The 20,615-nt window shown below is 28.9% G+C and carries 21 protein-coding genes and 1 other RNA gene; 4 read left to right on the forward strand and 18 right to left on the reverse strand.

Annotated elements, in window-relative coordinates:
- Nucleotides 1-27: 27 nt before the first annotated feature.
- The 3 genes from RWY47_RS14540 to pdxR form a co-directional block, all read right to left on the reverse strand.
- Nucleotides 28-1,422, reverse strand: coding sequence for an aminopeptidase (locus RWY47_RS14540; RefSeq protein ID WP_053831355.1), 1,395 nt, complete (start codon nt 1,420-1,422; stop codon nt 28-30).
- A gap of 78 nt (nt 1,423-1,500) precedes the next feature.
- Nucleotides 1,501-1,719 carry a DUF896 domain-containing protein gene (locus RWY47_RS14545; RefSeq protein WP_224170448.1) on the reverse strand — a complete coding sequence of 73 codons (219 nt, stop codon included), beginning with the start codon at nt 1,717-1,719 and terminating at the stop codon, nt 1,501-1,503.
- 11 nt (nt 1,720-1,730) lie between these two features.
- Complete coding sequence (gene pdxR, locus RWY47_RS14550; protein WP_224170447.1) at nt 1,731-3,155, reverse strand: MocR-like pyridoxine biosynthesis transcription factor PdxR; 1,425 nt, start codon at nt 3,153-3,155, stop codon at nt 1,731-1,733.
- Between the two features lie 115 nt (nt 3,156-3,270).
- Here pdxR and RWY47_RS14555 point away from each other — a divergent pair, with 115 nt between their 5' ends.
- Both RWY47_RS14555 and RWY47_RS14560 read left to right on the forward strand, forming a co-directional pair.
- Nucleotides 3,271-4,083, forward strand: coding sequence for a histidinol-phosphatase HisJ family protein (locus tag RWY47_RS14555; RefSeq protein ID WP_224170446.1), 813 nt, complete (start codon nt 3,271-3,273; stop codon nt 4,081-4,083).
- Between the two features lie 105 nt (nt 4,084-4,188).
- Nucleotides 4,189-5,520 (forward strand): oligosaccharide flippase family protein, encoded by a 1,332-nt coding sequence (locus RWY47_RS14560; protein ID WP_150842137.1) that lies wholly within the window; start codon nt 4,189-4,191, stop codon nt 5,518-5,520.
- 674 nt (nt 5,521-6,194) lie between these two features.
- Here the strand turns inward: RWY47_RS14560 and RWY47_RS14565 are convergent.
- Nucleotides 6,195-7,361, reverse strand: coding sequence for a hypothetical protein (locus RWY47_RS14565; RefSeq protein WP_224170445.1), 1,167 nt, complete (start codon nt 7,359-7,361; stop codon nt 6,195-6,197).
- A 182-nt stretch (nt 7,362-7,543) separates the two neighbouring features.
- Between RWY47_RS14565 and RWY47_RS14570 the strand changes: the two genes are divergently transcribed.
- Entirely contained in the window at nt 7,544-8,560 is a 1,017-nt protein-coding gene (locus RWY47_RS14570; RefSeq protein WP_224170444.1) for a hypothetical protein, read from the forward strand.
- A 38-nt stretch (nt 8,561-8,598) separates the two neighbouring features.
- Here RWY47_RS14570 and ssrS read toward each other — a convergent pair.
- A non-coding RNA gene (ssrS, locus tag RWY47_RS14575) (6S RNA) lies at nt 8,599-8,785 on the reverse strand.
- Between the two features lie 84 nt (nt 8,786-8,869).
- Nucleotides 8,870-9,763: a hypothetical protein gene (locus tag RWY47_RS14580; RefSeq protein WP_025162642.1), complete on the reverse strand. Its 894-nt coding sequence runs from the start codon at nt 9,761-9,763 to the stop codon at nt 8,870-8,872.
- Nucleotides 9,764-9,967: 204 nt separating this feature from the next.
- On the opposite strand from RWY47_RS14580, the gene RWY47_RS14585 reads away from it, so the two are divergent.
- A complete protein-coding gene (locus RWY47_RS14585; RefSeq protein WP_224170443.1) occupies nt 9,968-10,426 on the forward strand; it encodes a hypothetical protein in 459 nt (152 codons plus the stop codon).
- 41 nt (nt 10,427-10,467) lie between these two features.
- Here the strand turns inward: RWY47_RS14585 and RWY47_RS14590 are convergent, their stop codons facing one another.
- The 12 genes from RWY47_RS14590 to RWY47_RS14645 form a co-directional block, all read right to left on the reverse strand.
- Nucleotides 10,468-11,121: a cyclodeaminase/cyclohydrolase family protein gene (locus RWY47_RS14590; RefSeq protein ID WP_168932212.1), complete on the reverse strand. Its 654-nt coding sequence runs from the start codon at nt 11,119-11,121 to the stop codon at nt 10,468-10,470.
- A gap of 34 nt (nt 11,122-11,155) precedes the next feature.
- The gene (hutI, locus tag RWY47_RS14595; protein WP_168932213.1) at nt 11,156-12,442 is read right to left on the reverse strand and encodes an imidazolonepropionase; all 1,287 of its coding nucleotides are present in this window, start codon (nt 12,440-12,442) and stop codon (nt 11,156-11,158) included.
- A gap of 5 nt (nt 12,443-12,447) precedes the next feature.
- The gene (ftcD, locus tag RWY47_RS14600) at nt 12,448-13,341 is read right to left on the reverse strand and encodes a glutamate formimidoyltransferase (RefSeq protein WP_021428609.1); all 894 of its coding nucleotides are present in this window, start codon (nt 13,339-13,341) and stop codon (nt 12,448-12,450) included.
- A gap of 103 nt (nt 13,342-13,444) precedes the next feature.
- On the reverse strand, nt 13,445-15,490 hold the full coding sequence (locus RWY47_RS14605) for a urocanate hydratase (RefSeq protein WP_224170442.1): 2,046 nt from the start codon (nt 15,488-15,490) through the stop codon (nt 13,445-13,447).
- 23 nt (nt 15,491-15,513) lie between these two features.
- Nucleotides 15,514-17,079 (reverse strand): histidine ammonia-lyase, encoded by a 1,566-nt coding sequence (gene hutH, locus RWY47_RS14610; protein ID WP_025162647.1) that lies wholly within the window; start codon nt 17,077-17,079, stop codon nt 15,514-15,516.
- Between the two features lie 207 nt (nt 17,080-17,286).
- Nucleotides 17,287-18,300, reverse strand: a complete 1,014-nt coding sequence (locus tag RWY47_RS14615) for a LacI family DNA-binding transcriptional regulator (protein ID WP_021428625.1) — start codon at nt 18,298-18,300, stop codon at nt 17,287-17,289.
- Nucleotides 18,301-18,469: 169 nt separating this feature from the next.
- Nucleotides 18,470-18,673, reverse strand: coding sequence for a hypothetical protein (locus RWY47_RS14620; RefSeq protein ID WP_021428594.1), 204 nt, complete (start codon nt 18,671-18,673; stop codon nt 18,470-18,472).
- Between the two features lie 150 nt (nt 18,674-18,823).
- On the reverse strand, nt 18,824-18,994 hold the full coding sequence (locus RWY47_RS14625) for a hypothetical protein (protein WP_021428601.1): 171 nt from the start codon (nt 18,992-18,994) through the stop codon (nt 18,824-18,826).
- Nucleotides 18,995-19,047: 53 nt separating this feature from the next.
- Nucleotides 19,048-19,221 carry a hypothetical protein gene (locus tag RWY47_RS14630; protein WP_021428642.1) on the reverse strand — a complete coding sequence of 58 codons (174 nt, stop codon included), beginning with the start codon at nt 19,219-19,221 and terminating at the stop codon, nt 19,048-19,050.
- 166 nt (nt 19,222-19,387) lie between these two features.
- On the reverse strand, nt 19,388-19,597 hold the full coding sequence (locus tag RWY47_RS14635) for a hypothetical protein (protein WP_021428588.1): 210 nt from the start codon (nt 19,595-19,597) through the stop codon (nt 19,388-19,390).
- 205 nt (nt 19,598-19,802) lie between these two features.
- Complete coding sequence (locus RWY47_RS14640) at nt 19,803-20,009, reverse strand: hypothetical protein (RefSeq protein WP_021428628.1); 207 nt, start codon at nt 20,007-20,009, stop codon at nt 19,803-19,805.
- A gap of 46 nt (nt 20,010-20,055) precedes the next feature.
- Nucleotides 20,056-20,487, reverse strand: coding sequence for a hypothetical protein (locus RWY47_RS14645; RefSeq protein WP_021428583.1), 432 nt, complete (start codon nt 20,485-20,487; stop codon nt 20,056-20,058).
- Between the last annotated feature and the right edge of the window lie 128 nt (nt 20,488-20,615).

Below are 20,615 nucleotides of genomic sequence, written 5' to 3' on the forward strand. Positions count from 1 at the left end.
GAGATTAATCACTTATCTTTTTTTATATTAAGCTTCTATTTCATAGAAAGCTTTATATCCTTTATACATTTCATATATATCTGCTTTAGATACTATCTCATATGGAGCATGCATATTTAATACACCAACTCCACAGTCTATTACTTCTGCACCATATTCAGCTAATATGTAAGCGATAGTTCCACCGCCACCTTGGTCAACTTTACCAAGTTCTGATATTTGCCAAACAACATTAGCTTTATCAAATATTCTTCTTACTTCTGAAGCAAATTCAGCGTTAGCATCATTGCATCCACCTTTACCTCTTGCTCCTGTGTATTTAGTTAAAGCTAAACCATGTCCCATAAAACATGCATTTCTCTTATCTAAAACATCTGGATATGTTGGATCAAATCCAGCTGAAACATCAGCTGATAAAACTTTTGAATTTGCCATAGCTCTTCTTACTTTAAGATCACAATAATCTCCTTGTAAGTTTATAAGTTCAGCTACTGCATTTTCAAAGAATTTAGATTGCATTCCTGTATTTCCTTGAGATCCAACTTCTTCTTTATCTACACATAATGCTACTGCAGTATATTTTGGATTTTCAATATCAAATATAGATTTTACAGCTGCATACGAACAAACTCTATCATCATGACCATAAGCTATAACCATTCCTTTATCAAATCCTAAATGTCTAGCTTTACCAGCTGGAACAATTTCTATCTCAGCTGTTAAGAAATCTTTTTGAGTCATGTTATATTTTTCATTTAATAATTTAAGTACATTAGCTTCAACTGCATCTTTCTCTTCACCTTCTAATGGCATATGACCTACTAAAAGGTTTAAGCCTTCACCAGTTACTCCATCAGCTAATTTTTTTTGCATTTGATCTCCTGCTAAATGTATTAATAGATCTGTTATGCAAAATACTGGATCATTATCATCTTCACCTATACATATATCAACTTTAGTTCCATCTTGTAGTATAACTACACCATGTATTGCAAGTGGTAATGCTGTCCATTGATATTTTTTTATTCCACCATAATAGTGAGTTTTGAAAAGAGCTAAATTTCCATCTTCATATAATGGATTTGGTTTTAAATCTAATCTTGGAGAATCTATATGTCCCCCAACAATTCTCATTCCTTTTTGTAATTCTTCTTGTCCAATTACAAATAAAGCAACGCCTTTATCTTTATTTTCTGCATATACTTTAGTACCTGCAGTTAAACATCCTGATGACATCGCATCGTTTATTGATATAAAACCATGTTCTTTAGCTTGTCTTATTATCTCTCTTGCTGAAGTTCTTTCTGTTTTACCAGCATCTAGGAACTTCATGTATTCATTTGAGTAATTCATAACAGCATCAAGTTCTTTGTTTTCTTTAATTTGTTCCCATGCATTTTTAAATTCATGTCTTAAATTCATACTTAATACTCCCTTTCTTTATTAAAATACCCTCGGGATAATTATAGCACACTTGCATTTGTCAAATGTTAAATTTTTCTAGTTATTTTTGTTTTTCATTGCTTCTTCATATTCCTCTGGTGAAACTACTTTTATGTTTTCTAATCTTGATCTAAAATGACCTCTAAAATGTTCTAAATATTCTTTTCTTAATCCTTCTCTTTCTTTATGTTCATCTTCAGTTAAACCTTCACCTTTATGCTTTTTTGCTAATTCATTTATTCTGTTTAATTTCTTTTTATCAAATTCGTTATTCATATTATTCACTCCTAAAAAAATAATTTATTTTCTTTAAATTCTTCTGTATTTTTGTAGCATTTTAAAAATTCATCTATATTATCCGATATTATATCTATTCCCTTTTGTATTTCATCTAAGCTTGTTTGTGCAATATTTATTCTAAAAAATCTATCGTCTATAGATGTGTCAAAGAAGTGCCCACCTGATAAAATAGCTACTCCTTTTTTTCTTAAGAATTTACTAAATGCTTTTGCTGAGTATCCTCTTGGTAATTCCAGAAAGAAATTTATCCCTCCTGTAGGTACTTTTATTTTAAGTTTATTAGCTAATTTACTTTGTATAAGATCTAGTGCTAATTTAAATTTTTCATAATAAGCATCCTCTACATTTTTTATGTAGTTGTTCCAGTTGAAGTTTTCCATATAATAATACATAGACCTTTGAATTATACCTGATGTTGATATATCTGAGGAATATTTTGCCCATAGTATTTTATTTAAAACTTCATTAGGCATTTCAACTAATCCTATTCTAATTCCTGGCATAAGTAATTTAGAGAAACTTTTTATATAAATTACCCTTCCCTTATCATCATAACTTCTAAGAGGATAATGTTCTGTTGATTCAAATTTCAAATCGCTCATAAAATCGTCCTCTAATATATAAAAATCATATTCTTCAGCTAATTCAATTAACTTTTTCTTTTTATATTCTGAGTAAGAGATTCCAGTTGGATTTTGATAATTAGGCATTGTATAAAGTATCTTTGGTCTTATTTTTTCAAGTTTTAGCTTAAGTATACCTATATCTATTCCATCTTCTAACATCGGTATACTTATAATTTTTGATCCTCTATTTTTAAATACCTCAAGTGCTCCTCTGTAAGTTGGTTCTTCAACAAATACTAAATCTGAATAATTTATTAAACCTTTACAAACTATATCTATGCCTTGTTGAGCTCCAGATATAATTTGTATATTATCTTTATTAGTATTTATATTTAGAGTTTTTAAGTATTCTACGAGTTTAGACCTTAACTTTATAAACCCTAATCCATCATCATATTCAAACATTGAATTTCCTTCTTTTTCAAGAGCTATATTTATGGATTTTTTAAACTCTTCTACTGGAAACATATCTATTGAAGGATTCCCATTGTCAAATCTAATTATTCCTTCCATAGGTGTGTTTTCATCACTATTTGCTTTTGCTCTAGTGTCTGACACAAATGTTCCACTACCAATAATTTTATATACATATCCTTCTTTTTCTAATAATTCATATGCCTTTACTATTGTAGTGTTATTAACATTTAATAGCTTTGCTATAGATCTTATAGGTGGAAGCTTTTTATTTACTTCTATTTCATTATTTATAATCATTGTTTTTACATGATTATAAATTTGTAAATACTTTGGACTATTATCTTCTATTACTAACTTATATTTATCCATTTAATCACCACTTCAAATGATATTGTTGTACATGTGTTTATTGATGCCTATAACTATATTTGATATTATTATGTATATATAATACCAAAATTTATAAAAAAAGGGGATACTAATTATGTACTACGATTATCATATGCATTCAAACTTTTCCGGAGATAGTCAAACACCTATGGAAGATATGGTCAAAAAATCTATTGATTTAGGCTTAAAAGAAATCTGTTTTACTGATCATGTTGACTACGACATAATAAGTGATGTTCCATTTGAAACAGACTATATATCTTACTTAAAAAGTATTGATAATCTTAAAGATAAATTTAAAAATCAAATTACTATAAAAAAAGGAATTGAAATGGGAGTTCAGCCTCATATCATAGAAAAATGCTCAAATGATATAAAAAGCTATCCATTCGATTTTGTTATTTGTTCAATGCATGCAATAGATAAGATTGATTTATACAATGGAACTTTCTTTAATGATAAATCTCAACACGAAGCTTACGAAAAGTATTATGAACTTTTATATTATATAGTTAAAAATTATAAAGATTATTCTGTTTTAGGACATCTTGATTTAATTAAGAGATATGGAGATTACAATGAAGAACTTGATGATAAACTTTTTTCTGATATATTAGAATCAATTTTAAAAGAAGTTATTCATAGTGGAAAAGGTATTGAAATAAACACTTCATGTTTTAGATACGGTCTAAAAGACTTAACACCTTCAAACTATATACTAAAAATGTATAAAAAACTTGGCGGTGAGATAATAACTACAGGTTCCGATTCTCATATACCATCTCAAGTAGCTTATAAGTTTGACTATATATATAATAGACTTGATGAACTTGGATTTAAATACGTAACAACTTTTGATAAAATGAAGCCTCAGTTTATAAGTATAAAAAATATTTTAAACAAATAAAAAATTCACTTTAACTATCAAACATAAAAAATAACTCTATCTTTTTAGATACGAGTTATTTTTTTCATTTTTATATTAATTATTGAATATAACTTAAGATAGGAGGTGATATATTTGAAGATTCCTAATCTTGTATATTCAACTTTAGTACTTTTTTTATCTAATTTTATAGTCAGAATAATAGGTTTTTTATATAAGATCTTTTTATCAAATAATTTATCAGAGGTTCACTTAGGAATATATCACATGGTGTTTAACTTTTTAATGATTTGTATAGCTCTTACCACAACAGGAATACCAACTGCTCTTAGTTGTTTAGTTGCAAGAAAAAAGGCATTTAATGATAAACATAGTACAAATGCTCTTTTTATATCGGCAATATATATATCCTTTTTTATAGCATCACTTATTGCTTTTTTTGTGTCAGTTAGCTCTGAATCTTTATCGATTAAATTATTACATAGTAATAATAGCTCTATCTTTATACTTGCTCTTTGTCCATCAATAATAGCTATAACACTTTCAAATATTGTAAGAGGATACTATTATGGAATAAAGCAAGTTGATATACCTGCTGTCTCTCAAGTTTTAGAACAAATTTCAAAAATTGTTTTTGTTTATCTGATAGTAAAAAATTTTAATAATCCAACTTTAATCTGTCTATCTGCAATAATAGGTATATCAATAGGAGAATGTATAAGTTTATCATTTATGACACTAGGATTAGCCCGAAAGCCATATATAGACAATAAGTACACCATAGATATACAAGAGTTTATGAAATCCTCATATGATACAGTTAAAATGTCTATCCCTATTACCTGTAATCGTATGTCTAATATAGTTTTAAATTCTATTAGTTCTATGATTATTCCATCTAGGCTAGCTCTTTCTGGAATTACATATACAACCGCTTTGGGAATTTATGGAACTATTGCAGGTATGGTATTTCCATTTGTCTACCTTCCATTTATGCTAGTTTCTGCGTTGGTTGTAAATATAATACCTAGCATATCATTGGATGTAAGCAGAAAAAATATTAGATCTATAAAAAGTAAGATATTATTTGCTTTGGTTGTAACTGTTGTTATGGGATTTTTATGTTCTTTAATATTTTATTTGTTTGGAGAAGAAATTTGCTTATATACTTTCAAAAATAAGGTTGCAGGATTTTATTTAAAATACATGTGCTTAGTCCCTTTATTCTTAAGTTTAAATCACGTAATTTCTGGTATTCTTCATTCTATTGGAAAGGAATTTATCTCTAGCGTTATAGGAATCTCCTCTATGATTATACAAACACTTTGCCTATACTTTATACTTCCAATACCAGATGTTGGCTTATGGGGCTATATATTGATTCTTACGGTAGTTCCTATCATAACTTTTGCCTTTAATTCTCATGTTTTATTTAAATCTTTAAAATCATTATACTGAGGTGGTTGCTTTTATGATTATTCTAAATAAAGATGCGAGTTTGTCTTTATCTATTTTTAATAAAAATAATTGTTTATACATAAAAAATTATACAAACAAAATTGAAAACATTTCAAATAATGTCTATTTGTACTCAGCAATAATCGATAAATATGATGACATACATATTTGTTTTATAGACTTTAAAAATTACTTTTATTATTACACGTATAATAATAGCTCTTTGAATTTGATATCATCATTTAAGTTAAATGTTAGTTCAAAAAAAATTTGCAAACTCTCTATGTATTCATTGAATAATTCTATAAATATATTTTTTTCTAAGTCTCTAAACAAGTATTATCACAATATATATCATTTAAACTATAATTTTTATAATAATGAACTTATAGAGTTCGATATTAAAAATGCTTTTAAAAGTAAGCTGCCTCTTTATACTATTAACGTATCAAATAACTATATTATATGCTCCTACTATGTTAAGTCAAAAAATAAAATAGATTTAGAGTCCATGGTTTATAATGATAATAAAAAAGACTGGTCACACTTTTCAAATTTAAAAACTAGTAATATTTTATTTAAGTATTGTGATACTATAAAATATTGAAAATAAAAAGAGCATTGATTTTATCAATGCTCTTTTTATTTTCAATATTAGTGTATATATTTTTTAATTAGCACTTATTATCTTTATGGCAGTGATCATGCTTTTCTTCACAATCTCCATTGAATTGAGAGAAATCGCAAACATTACCAAATGTGTCTACTAATCTAGGTTTTATTCTTGTAGGTCCACCTAAAACTACTATTTGTTCTTCTATTAATACACTAACTATATTTTGTAAGCATAGCACTAAGTCTATTCCATTAGGAATTTGTAACTCAAAGCAAGGTTTATTGTTTAATATGTGTTGAGTTATTATCGCTTTTCCTATGCAGTCAACTGTTAGTTGAGTTTGGAAATCTTGTCTTAGAGTAAAACCTCTTCCATCTGCTGGAACTACTATATCACTTGATAAAGTGTTGAAAAAGAATACTACCTCATTTGATTCATCGCCTTTATGGCACTTCTCAACTGGTTTAGCTATAGCTGTAAACTCAGAACATCCAAATCTACCTATTAATTCTATTTCTAAATCTTTAACTATCACATTTAATCCTTTTTGTTTATAAACTACATTTTGTCCCAAACACTTCTCGTTGCAACATCTATTTAATTGACCACACACATCATATTCAAATATTGTTTCACATCTTCTACCATGTTTATTAGCTTTATCAATGCTTAAATTCTCTAAAGATGTTGTTCCTGGATTTATTCTTATACTTGAATAATTTATACAAACTTTCTCTATAGTAGCATTAGTTTGGGTAGCATTTGGCAATGGTCCACGTAAACTACCTAATTCATAGTCAAAGTTTAAATCTTCTCCATTTGCCATTTTACCATCTGTAAATACTCTAAACATTATAGTATCAAATATTCTATTAGTTTCTATTGGAAACAATGCTGCTTGTGATATTGGAAATTTCGGTGGTACTAAAGGATGAGCACACTCTTCTGGACAAGGGTTTGGGAAGCAATTGTCTGTACAATCTTCTTCATCTTTGCAATCACAGCATCCTGGATTACATCCACAATTATGATTATGATGGTTGCAATCATTATTGCAATCATTATTACAATCACATTGTATATATGGATGGCATTGTGGCTTGCATCCTCTTAGCTCCTCTTCTATTTCATTTGTTTCTATATAGCTTCTTCCTGAATCTATATTTTGATTAGGCTGTATTACTCTTTTGTTAACTACTTTTTTGGCTCTCATTAAATCCTTCATTCAGTTTTGGCCTCCCTTTTGATCGTCTTATAAAAATGTAGGCTCTTGTTTATGCCTAATTAATAATATGCATGTATTTTGCTAATTGTTACTTAATTAGTCTTTTATTAATTAATTCTTATTAGAATAATTTACTGCTGAGTTAATATATATTTATAGAATATATATTTTAGGAGGTAGTTATGGGATTTTTTAATGAATGTTCATATGTTATAAGAAAATCTAATAAAGATATGATACTTATAAAAAGTGAAAATGGACTGCGCTATAAATATTTTAAAAATAGCAATTCAATGGTTCATTCTGAAAGTATAACACTTGTTCCTATTGATTTTTCTAGTTATTATTTTGATATAGATTCAAATGACAATGTATATGGAATCTTTTTAGATTCTAAAATAAACATTTTAAAACTAAATAATGATAGTAATAAATTTTCAACTCTCCATACAATAGATTATGACTCTGAAAACTATACTATAACGTTTCCATACATAAAATTTATAAATAATACAATACATATATTTTATTATCTAACTAATAAAGATTGTGCCACTACTATCTTATTCCATCATTATAATAATGGTAAGCAATGGTTTGAAAATAAAGTTGATTTTATAAATTTACCTGTTTTGGATAACTTTACAATTTATTTCAATGAAAAAGTTCCAACAATTTTTTACTTTAAAGAAAATAATGAGTTTCCACAAGTTTATTGCACAAATTTTAATTTAAACAACCTAAGTTGGAATGATCCTATATGTATAACTAATTCTTTAGAAAATAAAATATATCTATCTGTTCTAAAAGATAAACTTAACTTTTATCACATAACATATTGTGAAAGCAATGATTTTAAGTACAGTATTAAATATTTAAATGGATACCTAAATAACAATTCATTTGATGAAAGCGTAAACAAATTTATAACAGATGGATCATTATATTTATATCCATCTATATTAAAATATAATTCTTCAATATTCATATCTTATGTGCATAAAAATATTTTATATACTTGTTATTCTGATGATTTAGGTTGTACTTGGAGTGAACCATACGAGGATGAGTTTAGCATAAACGATAAGTTTATAAGAGCTTGTTTTAAATCTAATTATTTGTCTGATAAGGATTATATATCTACCAATGTTTTTGTAAGCAAAGATCCTTTTGGAATATTAGGCAACTTTTACAGTTGATAGTAATAAAAAAAGTATTGTGAAAATCACAATACTTTTTTTACCCCAGAACACCGATGGCCCTCTAAATTCATACCCGAGAATCTCCCAGGTGGGTGTACTACTAGCAGTTTTTAAAGTCCCCCATAATTATGAAGGGGCATTTTATCCACCGCTAAACTCATACTCCCGTTCAAACTTTGTCGGTTGAATTTAAATAAGCACTGTCGCATGCTCCAGGATTTCATATTTTTATTATATAATAAATTTCAAATTTTTGAAAGCATTTTTAATTAGCAAATTTATAAATTTTTCGTTCTTTTTCTACTTTTATTTATCTATCCTTACATAATCATAGTCTATATAGTCATCTGTTTCATAGTTTTCATCTTCATCTAACATATCTTCAAAATCATTTTCTTCCTCTTCTTCCTCATTTTCTTCTTTATTTACATGATCATATTTATTATTTTTTGTATAATTGCTCTGTTTATTATCACTTCTTAAAAGATTACCTAAAAGCTTCAAGTTATTTAAACTTCCTATATTATTTATACTAGCCAATGAACTTAAACTAAATCCAGAACTATTTTCTTCGCCTATATCATCAGGCAAGAACAGTTCTGCAAATAGTTCAATTTTCTTTTTCATGTCTATCGCTCTCTCAACAGATTCTTTTTTGCTTTCCGGAAAAACCTCTATTATTTCTTTAATCATCATATTTTTTTTATCTTCTTCTTCCATGCTTCTAAAGAAATCTGATTCATCTTCGTTATCCACTAAATCAACATTACTAAGTTTTTTTATACCTCTTACTAAATCTAAAACGCTCTCTATTTTTATTAATACTTTTCGTTCATCTTTATCCATATACTTTTTAGTTCTGGTTATTATTTCTAAACCTCTATCTAAATCATCATCACTTAATTCTAACATTTTCATTCCTTTATCAAGATCATTTATGTTAAAACTAGATACTGGATCGATGTAATCAGATTCTTCAACAAACTCGTCTTCATCTTCTTCTATATCAATTTCTTCATCTTCGATGTTTTTTGGTCTAAATTTGTTTTTCAACTTAATTTTATTATTTTTCTTATTTAATTTTGACCTCATACTTCCCATTTCTTGATTTATATCTAAACTACCAGTTTTATTGTCTAACAATGATATATTTCCATTACTTAAAGCTATCATCCCTAATATAAATAGTAAACTGTTCACCTTTGTCACCCCTTACTATATACTACTCCTAATATATAAACTATGTTTTATTTACTATTATTGTTACTTTTTTTATAAATTCGCATATATATTATTTATAGGTATTTTTTATTTTTTCATATTATTAATCATAATTTATTAGATACTTCTATATATAAATAATATGAACATAATCAAATATATATTATTGAAAGAGGTGCTTTTATGAAAAAAATAGATAAAGAAGCAATGGAAAAATTCGCAAAGGAAAAAAATATTGATAAAGGCAAAATTGAAGAAATAGCAGATGGCTATAAAGATAAATCAGAAGATGAACTTATGGATGAACTTGTTAAAATAGGAAAAACTCTTCAAGGCAAAGAAGAAGTTGTTGAAAAGTTTAAAACTTTTTTAGATGAAAATCAAAGAAAGAAAATAGATAGTATAATGACTAAAATTTCTGCTGCTGAAGCTAAAGATAAGATAAGTAGTAAAAAAGCTAAAAAGTCTAAGTCTTCAGATCAACCAAGTAAAGATTCTAAAAACTCTAAAAATTCTAATTCAAACAAATCTGATAGCAAGAAAAAAACTAAATCTGGTAAATCTGAAAAAACAACTGAAGAAAGCACTCCAAGTAAAAAAGTTAAAAAGGTTGTAAAAAAAGTAAAAAAACAAGACGAATAAATATATAAATAAAAAATGTAACCTATATAGGTTACATTTTTTTATGCTTTAATTGGATTTAGATCATTATGTATATTTCCAAGTATCTCATCTTTAATCTCACAAGCTTTATTTAATATAGCATTACAATCTTTAGTATATTCACTTACCATAGACTCATCATCTAATCCAAGTAAATTCACTTTAACATTAAGTATAGCTCCTTCTATACCTGTGTATATAAGAAGAGTTCCTACTCCTATATCCGTAATTGCATTTTGATTTCCATACTTAGCCATAAAACTTAATAGTTTTAAAGATTCTAAAGATATAGATGCTGTTTTAAAAGGCACCTCTATAGAAAATTCAGTTGCACATCTTATAGCTTCTTTTCTAACATTTTTTTCCTCATCTGTTTCTTTAGGCATTTTTAATGCTTTCATATATGCATCAAATGATTCAGTATCTTTATCTACTAATATTAATAATTCTTCTCTTATATCTCCTAATTTATTAAATCTTTCTGTAAATTCTTTTCGTATATCTTCATCCAAGCTCTCGTATTTTTTCTTTCCAAAACTCAAGTTGGCCATCATTCTAGCTAAGCTTACACCTATATTTGATGCTAGAGCTGAAACTGACCCTCCCCCTGGTGCAGGAGAGTTTGAATCTACTTCTTTTGAAAAGTCTTCTACTGTCATTTCAACTAATTTCATATTAAAATCCTCCCTTAAAGATTTTTAATAATAACTAACTTAAAATACTCTCAGTTTCTTTTTTTAGTATTTGTTTATTATTTACAACAAGCTCTCCATTTTTATATACACAATGTGTGTGATTTATACCAAAATGATACATTAAGTACTCCACATTTGGAGCGTCAAATATTACTAAGTCAGCTTTTTTTCCTATTTCAATGGATCCAATTTCACTATCTCTATCTATTGCACATGCAGCATTTATTGTAACCCCACTTAAAACTTCATTAGGAGTCATTTTAAGCCCTAGACAACCTAACTGCATTACAAACTGAAGATTTTCACTAGGACAACTTCCTGGATTATAATCGCTAGATAAAGACACTGCAACGCCAGAGTTTATCATTTTTCTAGCATCAGCGTAGTTTTTATTTAGGTTAAAAGATGTTCCTGGAAGAATATTGGCAATAACACCCTTATCAGCCATCGCCATTATCCCATTATCACTAGCTGCCATTAAGTGATCAGCCGATATACATCCCATTTCAGCTGAAAGCTCAGCTCCACCTAAAGAAACTATTTCATCCGCGTGTATTTTTAACTTGTACCCTAGTTCTTTTGCTCTTTTAAATATTTTTCTAGTCTGTTTTATATCAAATACTGCATCCTCACAAAATACATCACAAAATTCAGCTAAATCAAGATCCTTAACCTTTGGCATCATCTCATTTATCAAAATATCTACAAATTCATCCGGATTTTCTTTATATTCAACAGGAATCGCGTGAGCACCCAAAAACGTACTAACTAAATCTATAGGATGTTTTTCGCTTAAAGCCTTAGCTACCTCTAATTGTTTTATTTCTGTATCTATTTCTAATCCATATCCACTTTTCGCTTCTACTGTTGTTACTCCAAATTCTAACATTCTATCTAAACTTTTATATGCTTTTTCATATAACTCTTTAAACGTAGAACTTTTAGTACTTTTGACTGTACTTAATATTCCTCCTCCACTTTTTAATATTTCTAAATACGGCACTCCTGCAAGTTTTTTTGCAAATTCATTCTCTCTACTTCCTCCATGAACTAGATGTGTATGTGCATCTATAAGCCCTGGAGTTACCAATTTTCCTTCTGCATCTTTAATTTCTGTGTTTTGATTTATTAGATGTTTATAACCATCATCTACTCCTATATCGCAAAATCTACCATCTTTTATTGCAACATATGCATTTTCTATTATTTCTATATCATTCATCGCTTTTCCTATAAAAGGTGCATCCCCTTTCATAGTAGCTAGTTTTCCTATATTTTTAATAATTAGATCAGCAACCATATATTCTACTCCATTAAACTAGTCTCTAGAACTTTATCTAAAGAGAAATTTTCAAGTCCTAAATAATAAGAAGCACAATCAACTAAAGCTTCCATAGGACAAAGCCCTACTATTTCACTTCCCATTACATTAACTCCATATCTTTTTGCTTCCATTTTCACAGCTTCAAAAGCTCTATACATAGCAGTTTTTGAATAATCAGTTAAATTCATAGTAACCTGAGTTATTCCTCTTTCTGGAATCTCTACAGGACCAGCTTTTATAAATTTATATCCTCCACTTGAGTGTCTTATAGTTTTTGCTATGCTTGATGCTATATCTATATTCGGAGTATCCAAGTTTATATTATAAGCTATCAAAGGTTTTCTAGCCCCTATAGCTATAGCACCTGCATTCGGATGCTTTTTAGCTTGTCCAAAATCAGGTGCCCAATTAGGATCTTCAAATTTAGCATCTAATCCTTCATACTCTCCTTTTCTTACCTTAGCTAGATTTTCTCTTTCAGGTTTTGAAGCTGCACATTCATATAAAAATACTGGTATATTATATAATTTTGCAACATCTTCACCTAACTCTTTTGCAAGCTCTACAGCTTCATCCATTGTCATGCCCTTTATAGGTATAAATGGGCAAACATCTGTAGCTCCAAATCTAGAGTGTTGTCCTTTATGAGTATTCATATCTATTAAATCTTTAGCTACCCCTATAGCCTCTAACACTGCGTTTTTAACTGCCTTAGGCTCACCTATAACAGTAACTACTACTCTATTATAATCCTTGTCTGCTTCATAGTTTAAAAGCTTAACTCCCTCTTTTCCTCTAAGTGGTGATACTATTTTTTCAATTTTTTCTAAATCCCTACCTTCACTAAAATTAGGTACACATTGCACTATAGCCATATTAATTCTCCCCCTATATTCTAATTTTAATAGTTATGTTATATATAAATTTTAAGTTACTACGCTAGCGCAATAAGCGCAGTAACTTAAAATTTTAACCTTATTATTTGCTTGCCTCTATAACTTGATTTATTAACTCTTCATCTACTATATATGGTAGTGTTATATGGTCTTGCCCATAACACATTTTATTGTATTCCATAACTGTTGTTATAGAGTTTTCATTTCTAGCCCAAGCACGTCTAGCAACTCCTCCCATAACATCCCAAGGCATAGCTGTTCTTAATATTTCATCTACTCTATGAGATCCGTCAAGAACCATTCCAAATCCACCATTTATAGATTTTCCTATTCCTACTCCACCACCATTATGTAGAGCTATTAAACTCATTCCTCTGGCTGCATTACCCGCAAAGCAATGAGTAGCCATATCAGCCATTATATTACTGCCATCTTTTATATTAGATGTTTCTCTAAATGGAGAATCTGTTCCTGACACATCATGATGGTCTCTACCTAGCATAACAGGTCCTATTTCTCCTTTTCTTACCATTTCATTGAACTTAAGAGCTATATTAGTTCTTCCCATAGCATCTTGGTAAAGTATTCTAGCCTGAGATCCTACAACTAAACCATTTTTCTCAGCATCTCTTATCCATATCCAGTTATCTCTATCTTGATATCTTCTATTTGGATCTATACAATCCATAGCTGCTTTATCAGTTTTTATTAAATCTTCTTTTTTACCACTTAAACATACCCATCTAAATGGACCATATCCGTAGTCAAATAGTTGAGGTCCTAATATATCTTCAACATATGATGGGAATATAAATCCATCTTTTTCATCTATTCCATTTTTAGATATCTCTTGGCAGCCAGCATCATAAATAGCTTTCATAAAACTATTTCCATAATCAAAGAAGTAACTTCCTTTATTTGTTAGTTTTTGAATAACTTTAAAATGAGCCTTTAGAGTTTCATCTACTAATTGTACAAACTTCTCTTTATCATTAGCTAAAAGTTTTGTTCTTTCTTCAAAAGTTATACCTTGAGGACAATATCCTCCATCATAAACAGCATGACAAGATGTTTGATCTGATAATAAATCTATATGTATATCTTTTTCTACTGCATATTCTAATAAGTCCACTATGTTCCCATTATAAGCTATTGCACAAGCTTCTTTTTTATCTATACATTCTTTAGCTAACATAAATGCCTCTTCGCATGTTTTAGCAACTTTGCTTACCCAACCTTGAGTGTATCTAGTTTCTATTCTTGAATAATCAACTTCAGCTATTATACCTACTCCACCAGCGATTTCTACAGCTTTTCCTTGAGCTCCACTCATTCCTCCAAGTCCTGAAGTTACAAATAGTTTTCCAGCTAAATCATCTTTTTCTGGTATTCCAAGTATTAACCTTCCAGCGTTTAATAATGTTGAGTAAGTACCATGAACAATACCTTGTGGTCCTATATACATCCATCCTCCAGCTGTCATTTGCCCATAATTAGATACACCTATAGCTGCTGCTCTTTTCCAGTCCTCTTGATTATCAAACATTCCTATCATCAGACCATTAGTTATTATTACTCTAGGCGCATCTGGCTTAGATTTAAATAATCCAACAGGATGTCCTGATTGTATTACTAGTGTTTGATCTTGGTTCATTACTTCTAAATATTTTTTAATCAAATTGTACTGCATCCAGTTTTGGAAAACTTGACCTGTTTCACCATAAGTAACTAACTCATATGGATATAACGCTATATCAAAGTCCAAGTTATTGTCTATCATTACTTGGAATGCTCTAGCTTCAGTACATTTTCCTTTATATTCATCGATTGTTTTTGCTTTTATATTACCTTCTGGTCTAAATCTATATCCATAAATTCTTCCAGTAGTCATTAATTCATTTAAAAATTCTGGAGCTAATTTTTCATGATATTCTTCTGGTATATATCTTAATGCGTTATTTAATGCTAATTTTATATCTGATTGAGATAATTTCGCCTCTCTTTTTGGAGCTCTTCTTATGCCTTCTATAAATTGTGGTATTTCACTTGGCACATAATCCAATTTTATAGTCATTGCATCTTTAATTTCTTCATTAGTAACATTCATAACTTTTTCTAAAGTAACCATAATATCTACTCCCTTATACAGTTTTATATTTCACTTAAAGCAACCTCTTCATTTAGTAAAAGTTCATTGTTTAAAGCTTTTTCTACAGCTTCTACTACTAAGTTTTCTTTGATAATATCTTCACATTTATTTATTTCTTTATACATAACTAAATCTTCCTCTATAAATTTAGTATGATTTCTTATAACGTTATATGCGGCATCTGTCCCAACGCCTAATTTTTTCTTACCTCTTAAATCTATAGCCTGAGCTGCTGCTAATAACTCCATAGCTAATACATTTCTTGTATTTTCCATTATTTCTTTTGCTTTTCTCGCTGCTATTGTTCCCATAGAAACATGGTCTTCTTGATTTGCTGATGATGGTATTGAATCTACACTCGCTGGATGTGCTAATACTTTATTTTCTGAAACTAATGATGCTGCACTATATTGCACTATCATAAATCCTGAATTAACTCCACCATTTTTAGTTAAAAATGCTGGTAAGCCATTGCTTAAAGCTGGGTTTACTAGTCTTTCAAGTCTTCTTTCTGATATGTTAGCTATCTCTGATAAAGCTATTCCCAAGAAGTCAAAACTTAAAGCCATTGGTTGTCCATGGAAGTTTCCACCTGATATTACATCTTCTTGTTCTGGGAATATTATTGGGTTGTCTGTTACTGAATTGATTTCTATATTAATTTTATTTTTTACGTATTCAATTGCATCTTTACTTGCTCCATGGATTTGAGGTGAACATCTAATCGAATATGCATCTTGAACTCTTAAATCACCTTGTTTTGTTGTCATCTCACTTCCATTTAATATTTCTAGTATATTTCTTGCAGTGTTGATTTGACCTCTATGAGCTCTTACCAAATGTACTCTTTCATCCATAGCACATGTTATTCCATTTAGTGACTCCATAGTTAACGACAATGCAACATCCGAAAGCTTTAATAAATTCATTGCATCATACGTTGTAAGTGCTCCCACTGCAGTCATAACTTGTGTTCCATTTATAAGAGCTAAACCTTCTTTTGATGATAACTCTGGTAAAACATCTACTCCAGCGAGTTTCATAGCTTCTGCTGATGGAATTTTCTCGCCTTCATAAAATGCCTCTCCCTCACCTATCATAGTAAGTACCATATGTGATAAAGGAGCTAAGTCTCCAGATGCTCCTAGTGATCCTTTTTCTGGAATTACTGGACAGACATTATTATTAAGCATATTTACTAATGTATTCAAAGTTTCAATCCTTACACCAGAGTATCCTTTTGATAAATTATTTACCCTCAGAAGCATTATAGCTCTTACTATATCTTCTTCAAAAGGTTTTCCCACTCCACAGGCATGGCTTATAATTAGATTCCTTTGCAAGTTATGAGTTTCTTCTTTTGATATGGTTACATCTGAAAATTTTCCAAATCCTGTAGTTATTCCATATACAACCTTTTGTTCATCTACAAATTTATCAACTAAATCTCTTGCTACTTTAACTTTTTTTAACGCTTCTTCCCCTAACTCAACTTTATATCCATTTCGAGATACATTTACTACATCTTCTATAGTAAGGTCTCTACCGTCTATAATTATTTTATTCATACAAAAATCCCCCTATATATATAATAAAATTATGAAATACGGTTTTAGTCTTGTAATTTAATAGCTTCTACATATTTTTCGAAAGTCCTTTCATTTATTTATATATTATTTTTTATTTATATATTACTTTGTATTTATAAATAAAAAATAATATATGCACCATTAAAATAAAAAAGCATATTATCTTTTAGATAACATGCTTTTTTATTAGTTTCTGTCTATTACACTTTCTCTTTCAACTATTCTGTATGGAAGTTCAACCTTTTTATTTTCTAAAGGTTCCTTATCAATCATTTTTATTACCATTCTTATTGCAACAGCACCCATATCATATAATGGTTGGTGCACTGTAGTTAATTTAGGTCTATACATAGCTGCTATTTTTGCATCATTAAATCCTGCAACAGATATGTCTTCAGGTACTTTATATCCTGCATCACATATTGCGTTAAGAGCTCCTATAGCGGCTTCATCCCCTGTAACGAATACAGCATCAGGTTTTTTACCTTCATCTAGTATTTCTTTCATGCTATCATACCCGTAATTATATGTAGTTCCAGCATTCTTTACTAGGGATTTGTCTATTTCTATATTATTGTCATTCATAGCTTTTTCAAATCCTAAATATCTTTCAGCTTCTAAAACAGTATCGTCTTCACTTGTCATTATGAAAGATATATTTTTATGACCCTTATCTATAAGATATTTAGTCATATCATATGTTGCATCAGTATTACTTATACTTACTGAATATACATCGTAGTTTCTAGCAGTTTTACTTACATATACAGCAGGCATTCTACAATTTTGTATATACTCTAAATGCTCTTCATCTACTTTCCAAGACATCATAACGATACCTTCTACCTGTTTAGCTCTTAATAAATTTAAGCTCTTTAATTCTTGTTCTTTATCAGAGTATGTATTTGCTAATAATATATCATAGTCATACATTTTAGCAACTTCCTCTATACCGTTTACCAGTTCACTTACAAAAGAATCTGATACCTCTGGTACGATAACTCCTATTAGTTGACTTTTCTTTGTCACTAAACTTCTAGCCAACGGATTTGGAACATAACCAGTCTCTTTTATTACGTCTAATACTTTTTGTTTAACTTCATCCGTAACTGGTTTTGAATCATTTATTACTCTAGATACTGTAGATATAGAAACGCCCGCTTTTTTAGCTACATCTTTTATTGTTACATTAGTTTTCATTTAGCATTCCTCCTTATCTTAATTTTTACTATATTTTATGAAATCTATTCTTAAGTCTTTGTAAAAATTAATTTTATCATAACTTTTAAACAATTTAAATATATTTCGACAAAAAATAACACGCCAGTTAATTACTGGCGTGTTATTTTTGTATTTAGTTATTCAGTGATTAGCAGCATCCACATCCATCGTCGCCATCAAAGAATCCTCCACATGAACAAGCTATTAATAATAATATTAAGAATGGTATCCATGCACATACGTCTATTTCTGCCCAAGTTTCTCCAAATGCTAAGAATAGGAAGAATAATACTATTATCCACCATGCTCCTCCGCCGAAACATCCATCGTTACCAAAGAATCTGTCTAACATAAAGTTACCTCCTAATTGAACTCTTTTAGTTATAATGCTAGTTAATTTTTATTAGCTAGCTATTTTATATAATATGAATTTATCTGTATATTGGTTACTTTTATTTTTTTATCTGTATATACTTTATATACTGGTTATTTAAATCGATTGTTAGAAGCATTCTCCACAGCTACATAAGATTAAAAGTACTATTAAGAATGGTATCCATGCACATATATCTAGTTCTGCCCAACAATCTCCAAATGCTAAGAATAAGAAGAATAATACTATTATTATCCATCCACATCCAAAGTCTTCTCCACCAAATAATCTATCTAACATTTTGTTACCTCCTGTTGTCTATTTCTAGTATTGTCTTAATTTTTTATAGTGAACTAGAAGCATCCACCACAACTACATAATATTAATAAAACTATTAAGAATGGTATCCATGCACATATATCTAGTTCTTCCCAGCAATCACCAAATGCTAAGAATAAGAAGAATAGTACGATTATCCACCATGCTCCTCCAAAACATCCATCTTCACCAAATAGTCTATCTAACATTGTGTTACCTCCTGTTGATGATTAATTATTTGAGCTTTCGCTCTTAACATATACTATGCATAGCCTTTACTTTTTGATAATAATTTTATAATTTTTTAATAGTATTTTTTTAATCACTTTAAATACTAAAAAGGCTACCTAATATAGGTAGCCTTCCCCCTTTTAATTAACAACCACAGTCGAAGTCCTCTCCGCATCCATCCATTCCACATGAACAAACAATAAGAAGTAATATTAAAAATGGAATCCAGTCAGTTATGCATATCTCTGCAAAGCACTCTTGAAAAGCTAAGAATAGGAAGAATAATACTATTATCCACCATGCTCCTCCACTAAAGAATCCACCTGATCCAAATATTCTACTTAAACTGCCCATATATACCCCCTGTTTTTTGGATTGCTAAAATTTTATTCATTTATTAGCTAACCCATATTAAAATTTCAGAAGTCTTATCTCAAATGTATTATGCACTTAATTTATACTATGGGAATTGAAAAAAACGGTTACTATACAATTTTATTTTTATATAAATTTATTTTTTTATATTTAGTAATAAAAAAAGCTCCTATCGGAGCTTCTTTTAGCAACATCCATCATCAAAATTGAATAATAAAAGGATTACAAGTATTATCCATATCCATGAATTATCATCGCAGAAAAAGTTGTCAAGTAGGTCAGTACATAATAATAAGAATACAACAACAGCTATTATTAATAAACTTGAACCTCCAAAGGATGAATTGCATCCACATCCAAAACTTCTTAAAAGGTTATCTAGTTTTGACATATGGTTACCCCCTTTTCAATGTTGAGAAACCTATAGTTTCTCTTAATTATTCATATGCTAGGGTATATAAGTATGTTACTTCGAAAAAATTTTTCTCTAATATACTATCCAGCTCTTTTTCTGATAGCTCATTATATTTTTTCACCATATTTAAATGTTCATTATTTTTCTTATCATTAGATATACTTTCAATCATGCTTTCTACTGATTTAATTCTATAATCTTTATATTTACTTGTAAAAAAAGATGTCTTTGTGTCCTCTATACATTTTTTTAAATTTTGAAGTCTATCTATGTACTCTTTATTATCTTTTGAAACATTCTCTTCTTTAGTTATAATGTCTTCTAGAATCATATTACTTTCTACTACATACGAACTTATCTTTTGGATATCTAAGTTTATGATACTGTAATATGAGTTTATTAGTAACACAACTACAACGCATACAGATGATGCTAATAAACCTATATATTTCATAATCATTCCTCCTATGTTTTCTTTATAAAATATATATGCTTGTTTTACTATATTATTCTAAAATTTATATAATTTAATATTGAAAAATTTCACTTCTTATATTAAACTACAATTAAATTATGAATTTA

Source organism: Paraclostridium sp. MRS3W1 (assembly GCF_032465715.1).
GTDB classification, from domain to species: Bacteria; Bacillota; Clostridia; order Peptostreptococcales; family Peptostreptococcaceae; genus Paraclostridium; species Paraclostridium dentum.

What these genes read in the sequence shown, in the direction of transcription:
- RWY47_RS14540 (WP_053831355.1), bottom strand. Translation starts at nt 1,422, where the DNA reads ATGAATTTAAGACATGAATTTAAAAATGCATGGGAACAAATTAAAGAA.
- RWY47_RS14545 (WP_224170448.1), bottom strand. Translation starts at nt 1,719, where the DNA reads ATGAATAACGAATTTGATAAAAAGAAATTAAACAGAATAAATGAATTA.
- pdxR (WP_224170447.1), bottom strand. Translation starts at nt 3,155, where the DNA reads ATGGATAAATATAAGTTAGTAATAGAAGATAATAGTCCAAAGTATTTA.
- RWY47_RS14555 (WP_224170446.1), top strand. Translation starts at nt 3,271, where the DNA reads ATGTACTACGATTATCATATGCATTCAAACTTTTCCGGAGATAGTCAA.
- RWY47_RS14565 (WP_224170445.1), bottom strand. Translation starts at nt 7,361, where the DNA reads ATGAAGGATTTAATGAGAGCCAAAAAAGTAGTTAACAAAAGAGTAATA.
- RWY47_RS14570 (WP_224170444.1), top strand. Translation starts at nt 7,544, where the DNA reads ATGGGATTTTTTAATGAATGTTCATATGTTATAAGAAAATCTAATAAA.
- RWY47_RS14585 (WP_224170443.1), top strand. Translation starts at nt 9,968, where the DNA reads ATGAAAAAAATAGATAAAGAAGCAATGGAAAAATTCGCAAAGGAAAAA.
- RWY47_RS14590 (WP_168932212.1), bottom strand. Translation starts at nt 11,121, where the DNA reads ATGAAATTAGTTGAAATGACAGTAGAAGACTTTTCAAAAGAAGTAGAT.
- hutI (WP_168932213.1), bottom strand. Translation starts at nt 12,442, where the DNA reads ATGGTTGCTGATCTAATTATTAAAAATATAGGAAAACTAGCTACTATG.
- ftcD (WP_021428609.1), bottom strand. Translation starts at nt 13,341, where the DNA reads ATGGCTATAGTGCAATGTGTACCTAATTTTAGTGAAGGTAGGGATTTA.
- RWY47_RS14605 (WP_224170442.1), bottom strand. Translation starts at nt 15,490, where the DNA reads ATGGTTACTTTAGAAAAAGTTATGAATGTTACTAATGAAGAAATTAAA.
- hutH (WP_025162647.1), bottom strand. Translation starts at nt 17,079, where the DNA reads ATGAATAAAATAATTATAGACGGTAGAGACCTTACTATAGAAGATGTA.
- RWY47_RS14615 (WP_021428625.1), bottom strand. Translation starts at nt 18,300, where the DNA reads ATGAAAACTAATGTAACAATAAAAGATGTAGCTAAAAAAGCGGGCGTT.
- RWY47_RS14620 (WP_021428594.1), bottom strand. Translation starts at nt 18,673, where the DNA reads ATGTTAGACAGATTCTTTGGTAACGATGGATGTTTCGGCGGAGGAGCA.
- RWY47_RS14625 (WP_021428601.1), bottom strand. Translation starts at nt 18,994, where the DNA reads ATGTTAGATAGATTATTTGGTGGAGAAGACTTTGGATGTGGATGGATA.
- RWY47_RS14630 (WP_021428642.1), bottom strand. Translation starts at nt 19,221, where the DNA reads ATGTTAGATAGACTATTTGGTGAAGATGGATGTTTTGGAGGAGCATGG.
- RWY47_RS14635 (WP_021428588.1), bottom strand. Translation starts at nt 19,597, where the DNA reads ATGGGCAGTTTAAGTAGAATATTTGGATCAGGTGGATTCTTTAGTGGA.
- RWY47_RS14640 (WP_021428628.1), bottom strand. Translation starts at nt 20,009, where the DNA reads ATGTCAAAACTAGATAACCTTTTAAGAAGTTTTGGATGTGGATGCAAT.
- RWY47_RS14645 (WP_021428583.1), bottom strand. Translation starts at nt 20,487, where the DNA reads ATGAAATATATAGGTTTATTAGCATCATCTGTATGCGTTGTAGTTGTG.